This is a genomic window from uncultured Clostridium sp. (genome assembly GCF_963527835.1).
Taxonomy (GTDB): domain Bacteria; phylum Bacillota; class Clostridia; order Clostridiales; family Clostridiaceae; genus Clostridium.
The window spans coordinates 16,365-36,927 of sequence record NZ_CAURTC010000039.1 but is presented as its reverse complement, the minus strand read 5'-3'; the positions used below and the strand labels follow the sequence as shown (position 1 = coordinate 36,927).

General features: G+C 28.1%; 17 protein-coding genes and 2 pseudogenes. All 19 read right to left on the bottom strand.

The genetic code is table 11. The features are described from left to right. Positions 1–887, bottom strand: an 887-nt coding sequence (gene aspS / locus RYM86_RS15370; protein ID WP_315081584.1) for an aspartate--tRNA ligase, incomplete at its 3' end; no start/stop codon positions are given. Between the two features lie 225 nt (positions 888–1,112). Further along, the gene (gene hisS / locus RYM86_RS15365; RefSeq protein ID WP_315081583.1) at positions 1,113–2,366 is read right to left on the bottom strand and encodes a histidine--tRNA ligase; all 1,254 of its coding nucleotides are present in this window, start codon (positions 2,364–2,366) and stop codon (positions 1,113–1,115) included. A 65-nt stretch (positions 2,367–2,431) separates the two neighbouring features. After that, positions 2,432–3,853 carry a coproporphyrinogen III oxidase gene (locus RYM86_RS15360; RefSeq protein ID WP_315081582.1) on the bottom strand — a complete coding sequence of 474 codons (1,422 nt, stop codon included), beginning with the start codon at positions 3,851–3,853 and terminating at the stop codon, positions 2,432–2,434. Between the two features lie 9 nt (positions 3,854–3,862). Further along, positions 3,863–4,465 carry an MBL fold metallo-hydrolase gene (locus RYM86_RS15355; RefSeq protein ID WP_315081581.1) on the bottom strand — a complete coding sequence of 201 codons (603 nt, stop codon included), beginning with the start codon at positions 4,463–4,465 and terminating at the stop codon, positions 3,863–3,865. 30 nt (positions 4,466–4,495) lie between these two features. Further along, entirely contained in the window at positions 4,496–4,945 is a 450-nt protein-coding gene (dtd, locus tag RYM86_RS15350) for a D-aminoacyl-tRNA deacylase (RefSeq protein ID WP_315081579.1), read from the bottom strand. A gap of 11 nt (positions 4,946–4,956) precedes the next feature. Then, positions 4,957–7,143: a bifunctional (p)ppGpp synthetase/guanosine-3',5'-bis(diphosphate) 3'-pyrophosphohydrolase gene (locus tag RYM86_RS15345; RefSeq protein WP_315081577.1), complete on the bottom strand. Its 2,187-nt coding sequence runs from the start codon at positions 7,141–7,143 to the stop codon at positions 4,957–4,959. 106 nt (positions 7,144–7,249) lie between these two features. Continuing rightward, positions 7,250–7,768 carry an adenine phosphoribosyltransferase gene (locus RYM86_RS15340; RefSeq protein ID WP_315081576.1) on the bottom strand — a complete coding sequence of 173 codons (519 nt, stop codon included), beginning with the start codon at positions 7,766–7,768 and terminating at the stop codon, positions 7,250–7,252. Between the two features lie 40 nt (positions 7,769–7,808). Next, positions 7,809–8,672 (bottom strand): DHH family phosphoesterase, encoded by an 864-nt coding sequence (locus RYM86_RS15335; RefSeq protein ID WP_315081574.1) that lies wholly within the window; start codon positions 8,670–8,672, stop codon positions 7,809–7,811. Positions 8,673–8,979: 307 nt separating this feature from the next. Continuing rightward, positions 8,980–9,855: pseudogene (gene secF, locus RYM86_RS18535) on the bottom strand (protein translocase subunit SecF); the annotation flags it as partial. Positions 9,856–9,885: 30 nt separating this feature from the next. Further along, positions 9,886–11,142, bottom strand: a pseudogene (gene secD, locus RYM86_RS18530) (protein translocase subunit SecD); the annotation flags it as partial. Between the two features lie 246 nt (positions 11,143–11,388). Then, a complete protein-coding gene (locus RYM86_RS15325) occupies positions 11,389–11,763 on the bottom strand; it encodes a TIGR04086 family membrane protein (RefSeq protein ID WP_315081571.1) in 375 nt (124 codons plus the stop codon). A gap of 61 nt (positions 11,764–11,824) precedes the next feature. Then, a complete protein-coding gene (yajC, locus tag RYM86_RS15320; protein ID WP_315081570.1) occupies positions 11,825–12,100 on the bottom strand; it encodes a preprotein translocase subunit YajC in 276 nt (91 codons plus the stop codon). A 107-nt stretch (positions 12,101–12,207) separates the two neighbouring features. Further along, a complete protein-coding gene (gene tgt / locus RYM86_RS15315) occupies positions 12,208–13,347 on the bottom strand; it encodes a tRNA guanosine(34) transglycosylase Tgt (RefSeq protein WP_315081569.1) in 1,140 nt (379 codons plus the stop codon). 143 nt (positions 13,348–13,490) lie between these two features. Further along, complete coding sequence (queA, locus tag RYM86_RS15310) at positions 13,491–14,516, bottom strand: tRNA preQ1(34) S-adenosylmethionine ribosyltransferase-isomerase QueA (protein ID WP_315081568.1); 1,026 nt, start codon at positions 14,514–14,516, stop codon at positions 13,491–13,493. A 14-nt stretch (positions 14,517–14,530) separates the two neighbouring features. Then, the gene (gene ruvB, locus RYM86_RS15305; protein ID WP_315081567.1) at positions 14,531–15,568 is read right to left on the bottom strand and encodes a Holliday junction branch migration DNA helicase RuvB; all 1,038 of its coding nucleotides are present in this window, start codon (positions 15,566–15,568) and stop codon (positions 14,531–14,533) included. A gap of 35 nt (positions 15,569–15,603) precedes the next feature. After that, entirely contained in the window at positions 15,604–16,200 is a 597-nt protein-coding gene (ruvA, locus tag RYM86_RS15300; RefSeq protein ID WP_315081565.1) for a Holliday junction branch migration protein RuvA, read from the bottom strand. 255 nt (positions 16,201–16,455) lie between these two features. Beyond that, positions 16,456–17,037: a hypothetical protein gene (locus tag RYM86_RS15295; protein ID WP_315081563.1), complete on the bottom strand. Its 582-nt coding sequence runs from the start codon at positions 17,035–17,037 to the stop codon at positions 16,456–16,458. 92 nt (positions 17,038–17,129) lie between these two features. Then, positions 17,130–17,999, bottom strand: a complete 870-nt coding sequence (locus RYM86_RS15290) for an SPASM domain-containing protein (protein ID WP_315081562.1) — start codon at positions 17,997–17,999, stop codon at positions 17,130–17,132. Positions 18,000–18,268: 269 nt separating this feature from the next. Beyond that, positions 18,269–20,266, bottom strand: coding sequence for a methyl-accepting chemotaxis protein (locus RYM86_RS15285; RefSeq protein ID WP_315081561.1), 1,998 nt, complete (start codon positions 20,264–20,266; stop codon positions 18,269–18,271). Positions 20,267–20,563: the final 297 nt, after the last annotated feature.

Here is a 20,563-nt window from a genome sequence, read left to right as displayed (position 1 = left end):
AAGTCTGGTTTATCTGAACCGTATTTTTCCATAGCATCTTTAAATGTCATTCTCTTAATTGGAAGTTTAACATCTACTCCAGCTACTTCTTTAAATACGTGAGCTATTAAGCCTTCATTTAATGCCATTATATCTTCTTGCTCTACAAAGCTTAATTCCATATCTACTTGAGTAAATTCTGGTTGTCTATTAGCTCTTAAATCTTCATCTCTAAAACATTTAACTATTTGATAATATTTATCGAATCCAGACACCATTAATAATTGTTTAAATATTTGTGGTGATTGTGGAAGAGCATAAAACATACCAGGATAGTTTCTTGAAGGGACTAAGTAATCTCTAGCTCCTTCTGGAGTACTCTTTGTAAGTATTGGAGTTTCTACATCTAAGAAATCATTTTTTTCTAAGTAATCACGAATAGACTTCGTAGTTTTACTTCTAATTTCAAAGATTCTATGCATATCTGGTCTTCTTAAATCTAAATATCTATATTTTAATCTAATGTTTTCAGCTGCATCTAAGTTTTCTTTTATATATATTGGTGGTGTTTCTGATTCAGAAAGAATCTTTAATGATTCACATTTTAATTCAACAAAGCCAGTAGGCATGTTTTCATTAACGCTTTCTCTTTTTACAACTTCTCCAGTTACTGCAATACAGTACTCTGGTCTAACACCTTTTGCTTTTTCAAAAGCTTCAGCATTTATTTCTTCACCAAAAACAACTTGCATGATACCAGTTTTATCTCTTAAATCAATAAAATCAAGACCTCCAAGTTTTCTATTTCTTTGAACCCATCCCATTAATGTAATCTTTTGACCTACATGTTCTTCTCTAGGTTCGCCGCACATCATCGTACGCTTTAAGCCATTTAAAGCTTCACCCATTTTCATTTCCTCCTAACACTTTTCCAATATACAATACATTAAATATAATTTATATATTGTATATAATCTTTTTGCACATATTTATTTTTGTGCATATATTTGTTATAAATCTCATTAAATATTATATTTAGGCTACATTCTAAACAACTGAATATATTATAAACATCAAGTAATTTTATACTTAATTGACACTTATAATATAATCAGAGTTTCAAAACATAGCAATTATTTAACTATTTTTTGTATTTCTTCTATATTATCTAATGAAAGAGTGAATATTTCTCCGTCTTCCATTCTCTTTAGGTTAATTTGATTATTTTTTAATTCATCTTCACCTAATATAGTTGTAAATTTAGATCCAATTTTATTAGCATATTTCATTTCTGCTTTTATGCTTCTTCCCATATGATTAATTTCACATTTAACTCCTAATTTTCTTAAATCATGAGCTAATTTGAAAGCATGATTTTTCTCTGCTTCTCCTCTTGCTCCGATATATAAGTCAACCATATTTTCATTAGGGATCTCAATACCTTCATTTTCAAGAGTCATTATTATTCTTTCTTCACCTATAGCAAAACCTACTGCTGGCATTTCAGGGCCTCCAAGTTCTTCTACAAGTTTATCATATCTTCCACCACCACATACTGTGAAATCGTCATTTATTATTTCAAAAATTGTCTTTGTATAATAATCTAGGCCTCTTACTATGCCTTGATCTACTACATAAGAAATTCCTAAAATATCTAAATATTCTTTTACTTTATTAAAATGTGTTTCACATTCTTCGCAAACATAATCTAAAATCTGTGGAGCATTTTTTGTGATTCCATTACATTTTCTTTCCTTACAATCTAAAATTCTCATAGGATTTTTTTCAAATCTACTTTTGCAAATATCGCAAAGATTTTCATAATTTTCTTCTAAGAATTTTTTTAATGCTTCATTATATTTAGCTCTACAAGTTGGACATCCTAAATTATTAATATGTAAACTTAAACTCTTTAAGCCTAATTTACTTAGAGTGTCCATAGCCACTTTTATTGCTTCAACATCCATTGTAGGTTCTTTAGATCCAAATATTTCAATTCCACATTGGTGAAATTGTCTAAGTCTTCCCTTTTGAACATTTTCATATCTAAAAGTTGGTGTTATGTAAAATAATTTTGTAGGTTGAGCTTCATTAAATAATCTATTTTCAATAAAAGCTCTAACTGCTGGTGCAGTTCCTTCTGGTTTCAACGTTACACTTCTATTTCCTTTATCATTAAAAGTATACATTTCCTTTTGAACTATATCTGTAGTATCTCCAACCCCTCTTAAAAATAATTCTGTATGCTCAAACATAGGTGTTCTAATTTCTCTTATTCCATAAGTTTTTACTACATCTCTAAATGTATTTTCTACATAATGCCATTTATACGCATCTTGAGGTAACATATCTTTAGTACCCTTTGGTGCTTGCATTTCCATTGCCATAATTCTTCCTCCTTAATTAAGCATAAATTAAATTTCATGATATAAACATAAAATTATTAACTCATCTAATATAGTGTATTTAATAATTTTATCTTCTTATCAATCATCTCATCTACTCTATTAACATACTCTCTAATATCTTTTAGATTCGCAAATCTTTCAATTCTATCTTCATCTAGAAAAATTATTTTACTAACAGCATCTGCTCCTAAAGCAATTACGGTTTGCTTTTCTTCAATCATTTCTATATTGTAGATACATTCTTTGCCCTTTTTAGCATATCCTACATTCTCCATATTTCCAATCATATTTTTTTGTCTATACATATAATACGGTGAAATATTTAGATGTTTTGCTAAATTTCTACTTTCTTCATACATTTTTATTATCTCTTCTTGCTTCGGAATGTCAAGTCCCTTTTTTAGAATAAAGTTTTCATACATTCTAGAACCTCTTTTTAAACAAAGCCCATGAACGGTAATACTATCAGGATTTAACTTTATTAATTCATCTCTAGTTTTTATTAATTCTTCATGACCTTCGCCTGGCAATCCTATTATTATGTCCATGTTAATATCATCAAATCTAAGCTCTCTTGCCATTTTAAACTTTTCTTTTATATCATCTACAGTATGATTTCTACCTATTAATTTTAATGTTTCATCATTCATAGTTTGTGGATTTATACTTATTCTAGTAACATCATACTCTTTCATTGTTTGTAACTTATTTAAAGTTATAGTATCTGGTCTTCCACATTCAACAGTAAATTCTTTAATGTTTTTTTCTTTAACAAATCCATTATATATTTCAGTCATAACAGCTTTGAATTCTCCATCATTAACTGAAGTTGGAGTTCCACCTCCAAAATAAACAGTTTCTATTTCTAAATTCTTTTGATTTACGTATGAACTAATTCCTTTAATTTCTTTAATAAGAGCTTTTAAATACGGCTCAACCATCTTTTTGTTTCCAGCTATAGAATTAGATGTAAATGAACAATATAAGCATTTCGTTGGACAAAAAGCCATGCCTATATAAATAGAAATTTTATCTTGTTTCTTATTTACAAACTTCTCTTCTGATTTAGCAACTTCTAAACATATTTTCGCTTTATCTTCATATGCTAAATAATTATTTTTAAATATCTCCATGATTTCTTCTTCATTTTTGCCTTCTTGTATTAGCTTTAATGCTATTTTAGATGGTCTAATTCCTATTAAAATTCCCCATGGATATTCATCTTTTGTTATTTCCTTTAAGCAAGAAAAAACGAACCTTCTAAGAGATTGTTTTATATTATCTCCTAAAGATTCTTCTTTTACATATTCTTCATGGGAAAATCTCATGGTTTTATCATCAATATAAAAAGAATAATTGTATTCGTCATCTACAAACTTAATTTCACTTAAAGGAAAATATATATTAAATAATTGATATATATCATATCTGTACTTTAAGTCATTTAAATTAATTTTAATTTCCATATCTTCTCCCTAATATATTAAAAAACTATTTTTCCTTTTTTCATATCCTATTGTAGACACTGGACCATGACCTGGATATACCTCTATATCGTCTCCAAGTATTAATAATTTTTCTTTTATACTTCTTATAATTTCTTCAAAATTACCACCTGCAAAATCAGTTCTTCCAATAGAAGCTTGGAAAAGAGTATCTCCTGTAAATAGTTTATCTTCAATTAAAAAACAAAGTCCACCTTTTGTATGTCCAGGTGTTTCAATAACTTTAAATTCTTTATTTCCTAATTTTATTGTATCACCTTCTCGCAAGTACCCAGATGCCTTTGGTAATGTTCCGAAAACAAAGTTATCTTTTTCCATATACTCTTCATCTATTTTACTTATATAAAATGGAACTTTAAAAGCTTTGCTTAATTCAACTACTCCACCTACATGATCCATATGTCCATGTGTTAATAAAATGTACTTTATATCTACATTTAAAGAATCAATTATACTCTTTAGCCTTTCAGTATCTCCGCCTGGATCAATTATTCCACATTCTTTTGTATTCTCATCTATTACTAAGTAACAATTTGCTTCATACATTCCTGCTGGAATTGCTTTTATAATCACTTTACACACCGCCTAATATAAAAATTTATTTTAAAAATTCTTAGTACTATCTAACATTATTGTTACAGGGCCATCATTATTAATTTCCACTTGCATGTGTGCCCCAAATTGACCACTTTCAACTTTTAAACCCGATTCCTTTAGAAGCTTAATGAATTCTTCATAAAGTTCTTTCGCTTCTTCTCCACCTTTTGCCTCCATAAAATTAGGTCTTCGACCTTTTCTACAATCTCCATATAAAGTAAATTGAGAAATAACTAATATTTCTCCTTTTACATCTAATAAAGATAAATTCATCTTATCTTTATCATCTTCAAAAATTCTTAAATTAATTACTTTATCTCTTGTATATTTTAAATCTTCTAATGTATCACTTTTAGATATTCCTATTAATACATTAATACCTCGTTCTATTGAACCTACTATATTACCATCAACCTTAACACTTGATGATGTAACTCTCTGTATTATAACTCTCATACTACCCCTCCTTAACTATTCATTCTATATACGTCTAGTATACCTTTTATACCTTTTATTTTTTTCATAAGATTTTTTAATTCATCAATAGAAGTAATTTTTATTTTTATATTTATAAATGCTATCCCATCTTTTGCTGGATTTGCATTTAATGCACTTAAATTTAATTTCAAATCAGTTATAACACTCATTATATCAGTTAAAATCCCCATTTTATCATCGGATTTAACTTGGATTTCTGCAAAGTATGCAGTACCTTTAGCTATTCCCCAAGCTACATCTACAACTTTATCTGCATCTGTTTGAATAAGATTTTTTAAATTACTACAATCAGTTCGATGAACTGATACTCCTCTACCTTTAGTTATATATCCAAGAATATCATCACCCGGCACTGGATTACAGCACTTAGCAAATCTAACCATCAAATTACTTTCACCTTTTACTGTTATACCATAATTATCAACTGATTTTTTTCTCCCTGTTTTTGATATATGCTCTTCTATTGCTTTATTTAATATATCTTGACTGTCTTTTTCTTTATGTGGTTCATTTTCTTCCTTCAGTCTTGAAACAAAAGAAGATGGGGAAATTCCTCCAACACCTATTAACACATGTAAATCCTCAATATAATGAATATTATATTTTTTAATTAATCTATCATAGCTTTCACCCTTGGCTATATCTCCAAAGTTAACTCCTTGTTTTTTAAGTTCTTTTTCAAGGAGATCTTTACCTTTTAATATATTCTCTTCTTTTTTAGCTTTTTTAAACCATTGCTTTATTTTACTTTTTGATTGATTACTTTTAGCAATGCTTAGCCAATCCATATTAGGCCCTTTAGAATTAGATGATGTAAGTATTTCAACTATCTCACCAGTTTTTAATGTGTAATCAAGAGAAACTATTCTTCCATTTACTTTAGCTCCTACACATTTATTCCCAATATCAGTATGTATTCTATAAGCAAAATCTATTGGTGTTGCTTTTGCACACAAATTTATTACAACACCTTTTGGAGTAAAAACAAAAACTTCATCAGAAAATAAATCTATTTTGAAGCCTTCTATAAATTCTTCCGCATCAGATGTTTCTTTTTGCCATTCTAGCATATCTCTAAGCCATACTAATTTTTTCTCAAAATCCTTTGCTTTATCTTCTTCATTTTTATCTCCCTCTTTATATTTCCAATGGGCTGCAATTCCGTATTCTGCTGTTTTATGCATTTCAAAAGTTCTTATTTGAATTTCAAATGTTTTACCTTGATTTCCAATTACTGTAGTATGTAGTGATTGATACATATTAGGTTTTGGCATAGCTATATAATCTTTAAATCTACCTGGTATAGGCCTATATATTGTATGAACTATTCCCAAAACCCCATAGCAATCTTTAACCGAATTCACTAATATTCTAATGGCTGTTAGATCAAAAATTTGTTCTATACTCTTGTTTTTATTTATCATTTTTTTATAAATACTATAAAAATGCTTTGGTCTACCTTCAATATCCGAATCTATTCCTGACTCATCCAGCTTTTCATTTAAATAACAAACTACTTCGTTTATGTATGTTTCTCTTTCTACCCTTTTTTCTGCTATTTGCTCTACCAATTGATAATATTCATCTTCATGTAAATATCTAAAAGAGAGATCTTCAAGTTCCCATTTTATTTTAGACATACCAAGTCTATGAGCTAAAGGAGCATAAATATCTAATGTTTCCTTTGCTTTTAATTTTTGTTTTCCTTTTGGCATGAATTTAAGTGTTCTCAGATTATGAAGTCTATCTGCTAATTTTATAATTATTACACGTATATCCTTAGCCATAGCAAGTAACATTTTTCTAACATTATCAGCTTGCTGCTCTTCTTTTGTTTTATATTGTATTTTCCCAAGCTTAGTTACTCCATTAACTAAATTTGCTATTTCTTCATTAAAAATAGTTTTCATACTCTCATAAGAACATGTTGTATCTTCAATAACATCATGAAGTAAGCCAGCTGCAATTGTACTTGTATCCATTCCAAGTTCTGCAAGAATTTCTGCCACATCTATTGGATGAATTATATATGGCTCTCCTGATTCTCTTTTTTGCTCCTTATGTGCATTTTCTGCAAAGTAGTATGCTTTTTTTATCATTTCTACATCAACGTTATGACAATTGGTATGAATCTTTTTCAATAAGTTATCAATCATAAGGATAGCTCTCTCCTTTTGCTAAATTTCTGTAAATTCAAAGGCTGGTTATGTAACCAGCCTTTTCTTCTAATTATATATTATTTTATCAGTATTTTCAATAAATTTAAATGTCATATTGAGTTAATGATATTACATCATAATCTCCTAATTTGTCTCTTCCTTTAAGATCTATTAATTCTATTAAAAATGCAAGTGAAACTACTTCTCCACCAGCTTGCTCAACTAATTTTGCAACACCTTCAACAGTTCCACCAGTTGCTAATAAATCATCTACAATAGCAACTCTTTGACCTTTTTTTATAGAATCCTTATGAATTTGAAGTGAATCACTACCATACTCTAAATCGTAATTAACAGAAATAGTTTCTCCTGGTAATTTACCCGGCTTTCTAACTGGGACAAATCCTGCACCTAATGCATATGCAACTGGAACACCAAATATAAATCCTCTTGCTTCTGGTCCAACAATTAAATCAACATCTTTATCTTTTAAATATTCTACAAACATATCAATTGAAGCTTTTAATCCTTCACCGTCTCCTATTAATGTAGTTATATCTTTAAAGCTTATTCCTTCCTTAGGAAATCCGTCAATTATTCTTATTTTTTCTTTTAAATCCATGCTTACTCCTCCAAAAATATTATTTTAGATGCAATAACTTTTATTTTAAAAGTTCATTTTTTTTTGAACTATGCAGATATTTAACAATCTGATCTGCTCTATCTTTGTCATCAGTAGTTAATAATTCTAGTACTATTCTTGCATTGTCCATAATTCCAACAGGTCCTATTGTAGGCGTAATAAATTCTATCATGCTATCCATGGCATGACAATCACATTCCATTATGTTATTAAATTCCATTACTGACCTCAACCCATTATTATTTGTATTAAATAGAAACTTGTTTCCCTCTTTAATAAATACCCCATTTTCCCCTTTTATAGGAGTATTTATAAACTTTACTCCCATAAGAATTAAATCCAAATATTTATTAATACTTTTCATATTATAATATATAGCTATTGATTGCATTAACTTAAATGTTAAAGCACTTATAGATAAATCTTTATACCTATATTGACAGCCTTTTTGATTTGGATTAATGTATATGTATTCATCTATAAACTTACTCTCTTTATTTTCAAGAACAATTAAATTTATGCCTAATTTTTTACATAAATCTATTTCTTCTTGCGATTCCAACCCTAAGCCTAAAGTTATTAACAGTTCAGCACCCAAAAAATCGACATTATTCTTTATGTCTTTAGAATTAAGTTTATCTCCACCATTTTCTTCATCATATATCAGATATTCAACATCTGCGTTTAAATACTTTAATACAAGTATTAGAGAAGCAGTGGCACAAATACCATCAACATTCGAAGTACCATAAACAATTATTTTCTTTCTATTATTCACAGCAGAGACTACTCTCTCTAATGCTTTGTTCATACCTTTAAGTATAAATGGGTTATATCCAGTAATATAATTTGGACAATAAATACTTTCCCAGAACTTACGCATTGCTTACTCCTCCATAAAATTAGAAAACATTTATATTATAATGTATAAAACGAATTTTTACAAATATTTTATTAAGAAATTAATAAACCTCCATATTTTTGCCTACGGAGGTTTAGTCACACTCAAAAAAATAATAGACCAGTATGCGTGTCTACTTTGCATCATACGTCAACAAATCCAGCTAATAGTTTACACTATTAACTGAACTTGCCTCCTTGTCTGACACAAAATATACACCCTATTTTTGGTCTATTATTTTCTTTCATGTGCCTTAAATTAAAAGTCATATTTAATTTTATATAAATATTTAAACTCTTTGTAGTTTGTTATTATTTGCTTTAACTTTTCCCTTTCCAACTTTATCCTTAAGATAAACCCATACTGGAGAAGCTACGAATATTGAAGAATATGCACCAGCAACTATTCCTATAATAAGTGGAATAGTAAATTCTCTAACTGTTGGTACAAATATATTCACAGCAACTATTGTAAATAGCGTTGTCATAGTTGTATTTATTGATCTTGTCATAGTTTCTGTTAAACTTGTATTAGCTGTTTCTATTGGATCCGCTCTTCTCATACGCTTAGAATTTTCTCTTATTCTATCAAATATTACTATGGTATCATTCATAGAATAACCTATTATCGTAAGAATAGCTGCAATAAAAGGAGTATTTACTGATATTCCAAAGATAGCATATACACTTACTGTTATTAATACATCATGTAGTGTTGCAACTAAAGCTGCAATACCAAATTTCAATTCAAATCTTACTCCTATATATCCAAGCATAACTATACATGCTACAAATAATGCTATTAAAGAATTTTGTGTTAATTCCTTACCTATTGAAGCTCCTATTTCATCTTGAGCTAGTAATGCATTATCATCTAAATCATACTTTTCTTTTAATTCATTCATTATAGATGATACTTTCTCACTATTTAAATCTCCTGATTTTACTTCATATTGATTATTATTTATTGTGTTTGTAACAGCATCTGATGAATAAGTTTTTATTATATTATCTACATCTTGCTTATCTACACCATCTTTTAATTGAATCGTTAATTGAGTACCACCCTTAAAATCTATTCCAAAGTTTAATCCTTTAGTAAATAAAAATCCACATCCAAGTAAAATTACAATTAGAGAAATTGAAAGCCATATCTTTGATTTTTCTATTATTTTAAAATATTGTCTCTCTCTTGTTTTAAGATCTCCCTCTTCTCTCTTAACTCCAAAATGAGATAATTTTTTTAACAATCCTATATCCACTGATAAATTAACAAGTAATTTTGTTACAACTAATGATGTGAATAAACTTACAACTATACCTATCATTAAAGTAACAGCAAACCCTTTAACAGTTCCTGATCCTAGGAAATATAAAATTAATCCTGCTAAAATTGTTGTTACATTTGAATCTACTATTGAAGAAAGAGCATTTTCAAATCCTTTTTTAACTGATGTCTTTATTGATATACCGCTCTTTAGTTCTTCTTTTATTCTTTCAAAGATAAGCACATTTGCATCAACTGCCATACCTATTGTAAGAAGTAATGCTGCTATTCCTGGAAGTGTTAAAGTTACTCCGATTTCAGAGAATATCAATAATGTAATAGTTATATATAATGTTAAAGCTATACTAGCTAATATTCCTGGAACTCTATAATATAAAATCATAAATAAGAATACTAATCCTATTCCTATTGCTCCTGCCTTTAAAGCATTTGGTAATGCTGTAGCTCCAAGTTGTGCTCCAACATTTTGTACTGAAACTGCTTTAACAGTAACAGGTAGCGCTCCTGAATTTATTATTCCAGCCAACTTCTTGGCATCTTCTAAACTAGTACTTCCTGTTATTATTGCACTTCCATCTGTAATTTGAGTTTGTACTGTAGGACTAGTTAAAATCTCATCATCCATATAAACTGAAATTTTTTGTCCTACATATTTTCCTGTTGCCTCAGCAAATGCTTTTTGACCATCATCATTTAGTTCTAATGATACAACTGGATTTCCATCTTGTTGATTAAGAATTGCTGATGCTTTTTTAACATCTTTACCAGTAAGAATTTCTTCTCCTTCTGGGCTTTTAAAAACTAAATTTCCTGATTTGCTTAAACTATCTACAATTTCTTGAGAATCAAAGGCACCCGGAATATCTACCCTTATTCTTCTTTCTCCTTCTGTTGTTACAATAGTTTCAGCTACACCCATCTTATTAACTCTTAAAGAAATGTGCTCTTTTGTGCTTTCTAATTGATCATGTGTAACTTGATCTTCTTGAATTTCCATTAATACAGAAACTCCACCTTGTAAATCAAGACCTTTTTTTATAACATTATTAAAAGATTTAAATTCCCATCCGCCTACTACAAATCCTTTAAATCCTGAAAAAGCTAAAAAAAGTGTTACAAGAACTATTACTGTGAATAATGCTGAACTTTTTCCTTTTTTCTTCATCTTTAATCCCCCTCTGATAAATAAACAGCTATTATAGTTTATATGATATTTAGTTTCATAAATTAAACTTTACTTAGTTTTTTATTATGTAAAACTACTATTTTAGATATAAGTCTTGGTTAGTAAATTAAAGATATAGTTACCCTCAATATTAAACCAAAACCTATACTTTTCTCTTAAATTGATTGTTGAATATATTTCCAATCAAAATGATTATATCACATTAAAAATTCTTAATAAAGATTTTTATAAATTTATACCTAGCATTCCTGCTAAAAATCCAACTCCCATAGAAATTGCAAATTTAGCTAAATCAAAAATTTTAAAGGTTATTGCTCCGCTTATGTAACTTGAAATTATAAATAAAGCTATATAATATATTATGCCTATTCCAAGTCCTACTAACCATCCTTTAGATTTATTAGCCTTAGCCCCTATTATAGCACCAACAGCTAAACTTATTAATGATATCACTACATACAGCATGCTAAATATACTTGGTGTAAACTCTATTATCTTCATAAGTAAAGATAAGACAACTACACCAATAAAACTTAATATCACTGCTCCAACGGAGCCTTTACAAACAGACCTTAAATAATTATTATTGTTATTTTCCATTTTAAAACAACACCTCCCAATACTTCATTTTATGAAGCATCAAGAGGCATTATGATTGATTTTATTTATTTGTCTTGTATGAAATTCCACTTTTTGCAAGTTTTATTTTAGTTTTTGCTGCACTTGTTTCAATAACTACATTTTCGTCATCGATGTTTACTATTTTACCGATGATTCCACCTCTTGTCATAATCTCATCGTTAACTTTCAATTCACTTATCATGTTACCATATTGCTTTTTTCTTTTCTTCTCTGGCAAAATAAGCAAGAAATAGAATATAACAAAAACAACTAAAAATGGTAGTACATTCATAAGTATTGCACCTATATTATTCATTTTTTACCTCCGTAAGTTTATAAACAAAACTTAGTTTTATTTATTTTTTATGATTTATTCCATGATAAATAGTTTACATTTATTTAGATATATTGTCAATTAAACTACTATTTTCTATTTTCCCATACTGCTATTTTCTTATTTTTAAACTCTTTAAAATAGCCGCCATCAATAGCATCTCTTACTTCTTCCATTAATTTATTATAGAAATATAAGTTATGTAGTACACATAATCTCATAGCTAACATTTCTTTTGCTTTAAATAAATGTCTTATATATGCTCTTGTATAATGCTTGCATGCTGGACATTGGCATCCTTCTTCTATAGGCTTTTCATCTAATTCATGCTTTGCATTCATCATATTAAGCTTACCTTCGTTAGTATACACATTTCCATGTCTACCATTTCTTGCTGGAAGTACGCAATCAAAGAAATCAACACCCCTGTCAATAGCTTCTAATATATTACTTGGTGTTCCAACTCCCATTAAATATATAGGTTTATCTTCTGGAAGATGTGGTGCAACAGCATCTATTATTCTATACATCTCTTCGTGGCTTTCTCCAACAGCAAGCCCTCCAATAGCATATCCATCTAAATCCATTTTAACAATTTCTTTAGCATGCTCTATTCTTATATCTTCATATGTTCCACCTTGGTTTATTCCAAATAACATTTGTTCTTTATTAATTGTATTAGGAAGTGTATTTAATCTATCCATTTCATTTTTACATCTTTCAAGCCATCTTGTAGTTCTTGCTACTGATCTTTCAACATATTCTCTTGTTGAAGGATTTGGTATACATTCATCAAAAGCCATTGCAATTGTAGATGCTAAATTACTTTGAATTTGCATTGATTCTTCTGGTCCCATAAATATCTTTCTTCCATCTATATGAGAATTAAAATAAACACCCTCTTCTTTTATCTTTCTCATAGCTGAAAGTGAAAATACTTGGAATCCACCTGAATCAGTAAGTATTGGTCTATCCCAATTCATAAACTTATGTAATCCACCTAATTTACTAACAACCTTATCAGTAGGTCTTAAATGTAAATGATATGTATTAGATAATTCAACTTGACATCCAATTTCCTTTAAATCCATACTTGATACTGCACCTTTTATAACTGCTAATGTACCTACATTCATAAATACTGGAGTTTGTATAGTTCCATGAGGAGTTACAAATTCTCCTCTTCTAGCTTTTCCATCCTTTTTTAATAAAGTATATCTTTTACTCACAAGCGTCACCTCTTAATTATAATTTTTAGAAATCTTCCTTAATAGTATTAGGAAAATTAATTAGAGCTATTTATTTTTTAGCTCTTTATTTATAATTGAGACACTTGACTATGTCACCTCATCAATGTACTCAAAAATCATCATTATTTTATAAACATAGCATCTCCAAATGAGAAGAATCTATATCTTTCTTTTACAGCTTCTTCATATGCATTCATTACATGTTCTTTTCCTGCTAAAGTTGAGACAAGCATTATCAATGTAGATTCTGGCAAGTGGAAATTAGTTATTAATCTATCAACCACTTTAAATTTATATCCTGGGTATATAAATATATTAGTCCAACCACTTGTTTCTTTTATGTTGCCATCTTCACCTGCTATTGTTTCTAGAGTTCTAGTAGATGTTGTACCCACTGAAATAACCCTATTACCTCTTTTTTTAGTTGCATTTATTACTTCAGCATCTTCTTTTGAAAGATGATAATATTCTGAATGCATTTCATGATCCTCTATAGTTTCAACTTTGACTGGTCTAAATGTTCCAAGACCAACGTGTAAAGTTACATAAGCAATATTAATACCTTTATCTTTTATTTTATGCAATAATTCTTCAGTAAAATGAAGGCCTGCAGTTGGTGCTGCTGCTGATCCATTTTCTTTAGAATATACTGTTTGATATCTTTCTCTATCTTCTAATCTTTCATGGATATAAGGTGGTAATGGCATTTCTCCTAATGAATCAAGCACTTCTTCAAATATACCTTCATAATAAAATTCTACTATTCTGTTACCATTATCTTTAACCTCTACCACTTCTGCTTTTAACTTGCTTTCTCCAAAAGTAAACCTTCTGCCTACTCTTGCTGATTTTCCAGGTTTAGCTAGACATTCCCATCTATCTTTTTCTACTCTTTTTAGTAATAAGAATTCTATTTTCCCACCGGTACCCTCTTTTTCACCAATTAATCTAGCTGGCATTACTCTTGTATTATTTAATACTAAAGTATCACCTTCATTTAAATAATCTATAATGTCATAAAAATTCTTATGAGATATTTCACCTGTTTCTTTATCCAAAACCATAAGTCTTGAAGTATCTCTTTTTTCTAAAGGATGTTGAGCTATCAATTCCTCTGGTAAATAAAAATCAAAGTCTTTTACGTTCATTGTTATCGCTTCTCCTAACTATTAAAAAAACTTGTTTGTCCTTTATTTGAATTATTGTTTTTATTATTAACTCTTCCTAAATGTTCATAAGCTTTATCACTTGCAATTCTGCCTCTTGGAGTTCTTACTATAAATCCTTTTTGAAGTAAATATGGTTCATAGACATCCTCAATTGTACCTAATTCTTCACCTATAAAATAAGATAAAGTCTCTATTCCAACTGGACCTCCATTAAAATTATCTATAATTGCTTCTAATATTTTATTATCAACCTTATCAAATCCTTGATTATCTACTTCTAGTAATTCTAATGCATCTCTTGCTTCTTTTAAAGAAATTACTTTATTAGATTTTACTTCTGAGTAATCTCTAACTCTTTTTAATAGTCTATTAGCTATTCTAGGAGTACCTCTAGATCTACTTGCAATTTCTAAAGCTCCCTCTTCAGTAATTTTACATCCAAATACAGCCGCACTTCTTATTACAATTTCTTTCAATTGATTTTCATCATAATATTCCATTGCACAAAGTACACCAAATCTATCTCTTAGCGGAGATGTTAGCATTCCTATTCTAGTAGTTGCACCTATCAATGTAAACTTTGGCAAATCAAGTCTTATAGATTTAGCAGCCGCGCCCTTGCCTATAACAATATCTAATGCATAATCTTCCATAGCAGGATATAAAATTTCTTCAACACTTCTATTTAATCTATGTATTTCATCAATAAATAAAACATCATAATCTTTTAGTGTCGTTAATATAGCTGCTAAATCTCCTGCTCTCTCTATTGCTGGACCTGATGTTATTTTTAAATCTCCAGTCATTTCCTTGGCAATAATATTGGCTAAAGTAGTTTTTCCAAGTCCAGGTGGACCATATAAAAGTACATGATCAAGGGCTTCTTTTCTATTTTTAGCCGCTTCTATAAATATATTTAATCTTTCTTTTACTTTATCTTGACCTATATATTCATTTATTTTTTGAGGTCTTAAGCTAAGTTCAGAATTTCCATCTTCAAACATTTCAGCTGGAGTTACTATTCTTTCCATAAACACACCCCCACTTATATACTAAATACTTTATTTTATTCCATTAGTTTAACTAATGCACTTTTTATAATATTTTCAACACTTTCAGATTTATCCACATCTTTAAGTACTTTTTCTGCTTCCTTTTCTGTATATCCTAAAGAAATTAATGCACTTAGTGCTTCTGAAACAGCAAGAGAATTGTCTTGTGTTACATCATCAAATTCATCTATACAATTTAGTAATTCATCTGATTTTAACTTATCTTTTAATTCTAAAATAATCCTAGCAGCTGTCTTTTTACCTATGCCTGCACCTCTACAAAGATGTTTTTCATCTCCAGTAATTATTGCATACTTTAAATTATTTAAACGACTTATAGATAATAATGATAAGGCTGCTTTAGCTCCAACACCATTTATCGAAAGTAACAATTTAAACATTTCCAACTCTTCTAAAGATTCAAAACCATATAATCCAATAAAATCTTCTCTTACAATTTGTTCAATATATAATTTTATTTTTTCACCACAGCATGGCATTGAAGACATGGTTGCACCTGAAGTAAATATTTTATATCCTATTCCATTATTTTCAATAATGATATAATCTTTATTTATTCCCATATATTCACCTTTTATATATTCATACATCCAAAACAATCCCCCTATAGTTTAAAATAAAAAATCGTCAAGGCGACTTTTGAGCCATCGATTTTTTTAACCATACACCATTTCCAAACATAGTGCAGGAATAATGGTGTGGCGTATTATTATTTTTTTGCATTTGAAACCTAACTTATACTTTACCATTTTCTAAGAAATCTTTCAATTAAAAATACAAGCAAAAAAGCTATACTATTGTTAAAATAAAATTTAACAATAGTATAACCCTTTAAAACATAAATATTATGATATTAATTCAGATACACTTTCTTCGGCTTCATCTTTTGTATTGTATTTAAGTTCAAAATTCTTTATTTTAGACTTATCTACATCACGCAAATTTTCTATTGGCTTATTATCTAAAAAAACATCTTCACTCTTTTTTATAGATGCAGTACCTTTTTCATCTGTCTGATATATAGCTAAATATCCATCTTTTTCACCAATATAATATTTATTAGGTTCTAATGCATTTGAAGTATCTCTCTTAAACATAATTTGATTATTTGATGTAAGATCTAACGCATAACCACTATTTTTTAGTATTTTTATTAATTCCTCTTTAGTTAGATCACCATCTATATTTAACTGTTGTTTTATTTGAGCAACAGTCATGTCACTCTCTTTTTTATCGCCAGCAAACAGCGCTACCTTAACACTATCTTCTAGTTTATTTATCTCAACATCTGTGTTAACTTTTTCTTGTGAAGTTTGAAGTAAATTTTTATTATTAATAGATTTATCTACTAAATAATAAGTTAAAGAAAATATAATTGCTAACATTAAAATACATATAACAGATAACTTTTTCTTGTTGTATTTCATATTCATCACTCCTTACTAGGAGCATCGACCAAATTTATCATATTTATTCACATTATTGTTATTTTTAGATATTATGATATTTTTAATAAATATTATCTCACCCTATTTATAAAGCCACACTTTTTGCATAACTCTTCTACTGCAACTCTTCTTGAAAAACCATTATACATATCTTTAGCTCGTTTAGAGTTTAATATTTTCTCTAGATCACTTTCAAATATATTTCCAAGTGGTATGTTACCTTCACTATCTAGACAGCATGGTACAACTGTTCCATCTACTAATATCCCTATTTGATCTCTTAATCCATAACAAAAAGCTCTTTCTCCTAACTCCTCACTATTGATTGATGGCCATTTAAATTTTTCACCCATGCTTAAATATACATTTTTAGAAAGTTTAGCACTATTTTTTTCCCTTAGTATATCTTTTAAGTTGTAGTCTAATTTAAATCTTTCTTCAAGAACACTATATATGTCTATATTCATATTATTACTTGCTTTATATCTTGTATCTAAATTCCACAATCTTAATGAACAAATTATATTACTTTTTTCTGTAGCTTCTTTACAAAACCCTATTATATTCTCTATATATTCTTCAAATCTTATTTCCTTATTATTAGCTTCAAAACTATGAAGTGAAATATTTACTTGTCTTAGTGCTGGTGATTCAATCAATATATCTTTTACATTATTTATTAGTGTTCCATTTGTAGTGATATTCGCTTTTACCTTATACTCATCACTTAAACTTAAAAATTTTTCAAGATTACAATTTAAAAATGGTTCGCCCATTAGATGAAAATAAACATAATCACTATAAGGTTTTACAGATTTTAAAATATGTTCAAATGATTTTTCGTCCATAAATTTTAGTTTTCTAGTTGTTTTAGGACAAAAGTTACATTCTAAATTGCACACGTTAGTTATTTCTATATATACTCTTTTAAATTTTCTCATGAATTTTATTCACCTTTTCAACTCTATATTTTTATCTAAATTATTCATTATTAATAATACTAAAATATTAAATGAACAATTAAGTATCCTTATTATAAAATAAATTAGTATAGATGCTATTATACTAATTTATCTTATACATTTCTATAAATGCACATAAAATTCTCATTAAATATAAAAGGAATAAGACTTGTAATGTCTTATTCCCCTTAATTAAAGTTAATTTAATAAAAACTTTTTAAAATTCAATATTCAAATTTATTCTAAGTTTATAATTCAAATTTATCTAGTTTTTCCTTAAGATTATTTGATAAATCTTTTAAGTTATTTGAGTTTTCTACAAATTCATCTGTAGCTCTTGTAACTTCTTCTGCTGAAGCAGCTACTTCTTCTGAACCTGCTGCTGTTTCTTCAAGTATCGCCGATAAATTTTGTACTTGATCTACAACACCATTTTTCATTGTGTTGATGTATCCTACTCCATCATATATTTCTTTTACACTATCTGATAAATTTTCTACAGCTGCTAATATATCTGTAAAAATCCCTTGTGATGCTTGTACAGCTTCTTCTTGTCCTTTTACTGTATCACTAGTTTTAGACACTGTCTTAGCTGCCAATATAGATTTATCTTTTATATCTTTTATTATTTCATCTATTTGTTTAGCTGATCCGGATGTTTGTTCAGCAAGCTTTCTTATTTCCTCTGCCACTACAGCAAAACCTCTTCCTGATTCCCCTGCTCTTGCAGCCTCTATTGCAGCATTTAAAGCAAGTAAGTTGGTTTGTTCTGTTATTTGACTTATAGTTTCATTCATAGCACCTATTTTTATTACACTATTAGAAACCTCTGTAACTACATTTTTAACTTCTTCTGTACTTATCTTAGTTTCATAAGATTTTTGTATTACAGTTTCTACTGTAGCAATACCTTGCTTACTTAAATTATCTGTTGTCATTGCCATTTCATTAACATTGTTAGTAATTTTAGATATATTATCTATTTGCTTTGATAAGTTTTCTACCTTACCAGATACATCTTCAAGACTGCTTGAAGATTCCATTGTGCCTCTAGATATTTCATTAATAGTTTCACTTACTTGTAGCATTGATGCTGATACTTCTTCACTCATATTAGCTAAATTTATAGCTGTAGTATTTACATTGTTAGATGAATTATCTACATCTTTAATTAATTCATATACATTATTTTTCATATCATTAAAACTTTGAGCTAGTACTAAAAATTCATCGTTAGAATCTACGCTTATTTCTTCTCTAAAATCACCATTTGCTGCCTTATCAAGTCCTTCTCTTATTTTCTTAATATTTCCGCCTATTTTTTTTGAAATCTTTAAACAAAATAATGAGCTAATTATTGTTAATATAACTATAGCAACACAAATTAATACAACAAAAAATCTTTCAGTTTCCCTAAATTCATCATTTGGTATTCTGACTACTATTTTCCACCCTGTTTCTTCTGATGTCATAAAATATGCTTTATACTTTTTGTTATTATGCTGTACCATAGTTTGTCCAGAATCATTGTTACATATATAATTCCAAGTACTATATTTAGTTGCTTCATCTGTGCCTATTTCGCTAGGATCAATAGAAGATACTATTTTTCCTGTTAGATCAACAACTACAGTATCACCTGTTTGTCCATATTTTATATTAGATAATTCTTCAGATAAAGAACTTAAATCTATATCTATAGATATTACCCCTCTAAAATCATCATTAATAATAGCCTTTGATATTGTTATAACATTTTTATTAGTTATTATATCCACATATGGATTTTGAATAAAAAATTCATATGTATTTTCTTTTGATTTTTTATACCATTCCGTTTCTCTTGGATCAAAATCCGCAGGTATTTCATTGTCTAGTAATTGAACTATTTTACCATCAGTGTTAGTAAAATATATATTCAATATATTTTCATCCGATTGGGTTAATAGTTTAAATTGTTTTCTTAAAAAATCATACTCATCATCAATAGATGAGTATGAATTTAAATGGCTTAATGAATTTAAAATATCTTTATGATAATTAATTTCATCAGCTATAATGCTCTCACCTATATTGGCTAAAGTATTTGAATTAAATTCAAAATTTTTATTATTAGATTTTATAGTAAGCATAGTTGCCATAATTCCTAATATTATTATAGGAATTAATACCATTAAAGTTATATTTACAAGTAATTTCTTTTGAATGGTGTTTACCTTTATACTATTACTATTCAAAATAATCACACCTTTCTAAACATATTATTATCTTTAATCTATATAATCGTCATTTTTACATTTTTCTTTACATTTCTTGAGCTTTTTAATTTGTTCATCATTTTAAATCTTATTTTTTATTTATCTTTTAACATTTATTTTATTTTTAAGCTTTTATTAGTCAAATTTATAATTTAGCTTAATATTTTATTAACTTTTATAAGATATGTACTAAAAGTATTAAGAGTAAACTTATATTAAAATATTTAAATTATTAAAATTTGTAATATAAACCATATTTTTAATTATATATGATATACTATACTT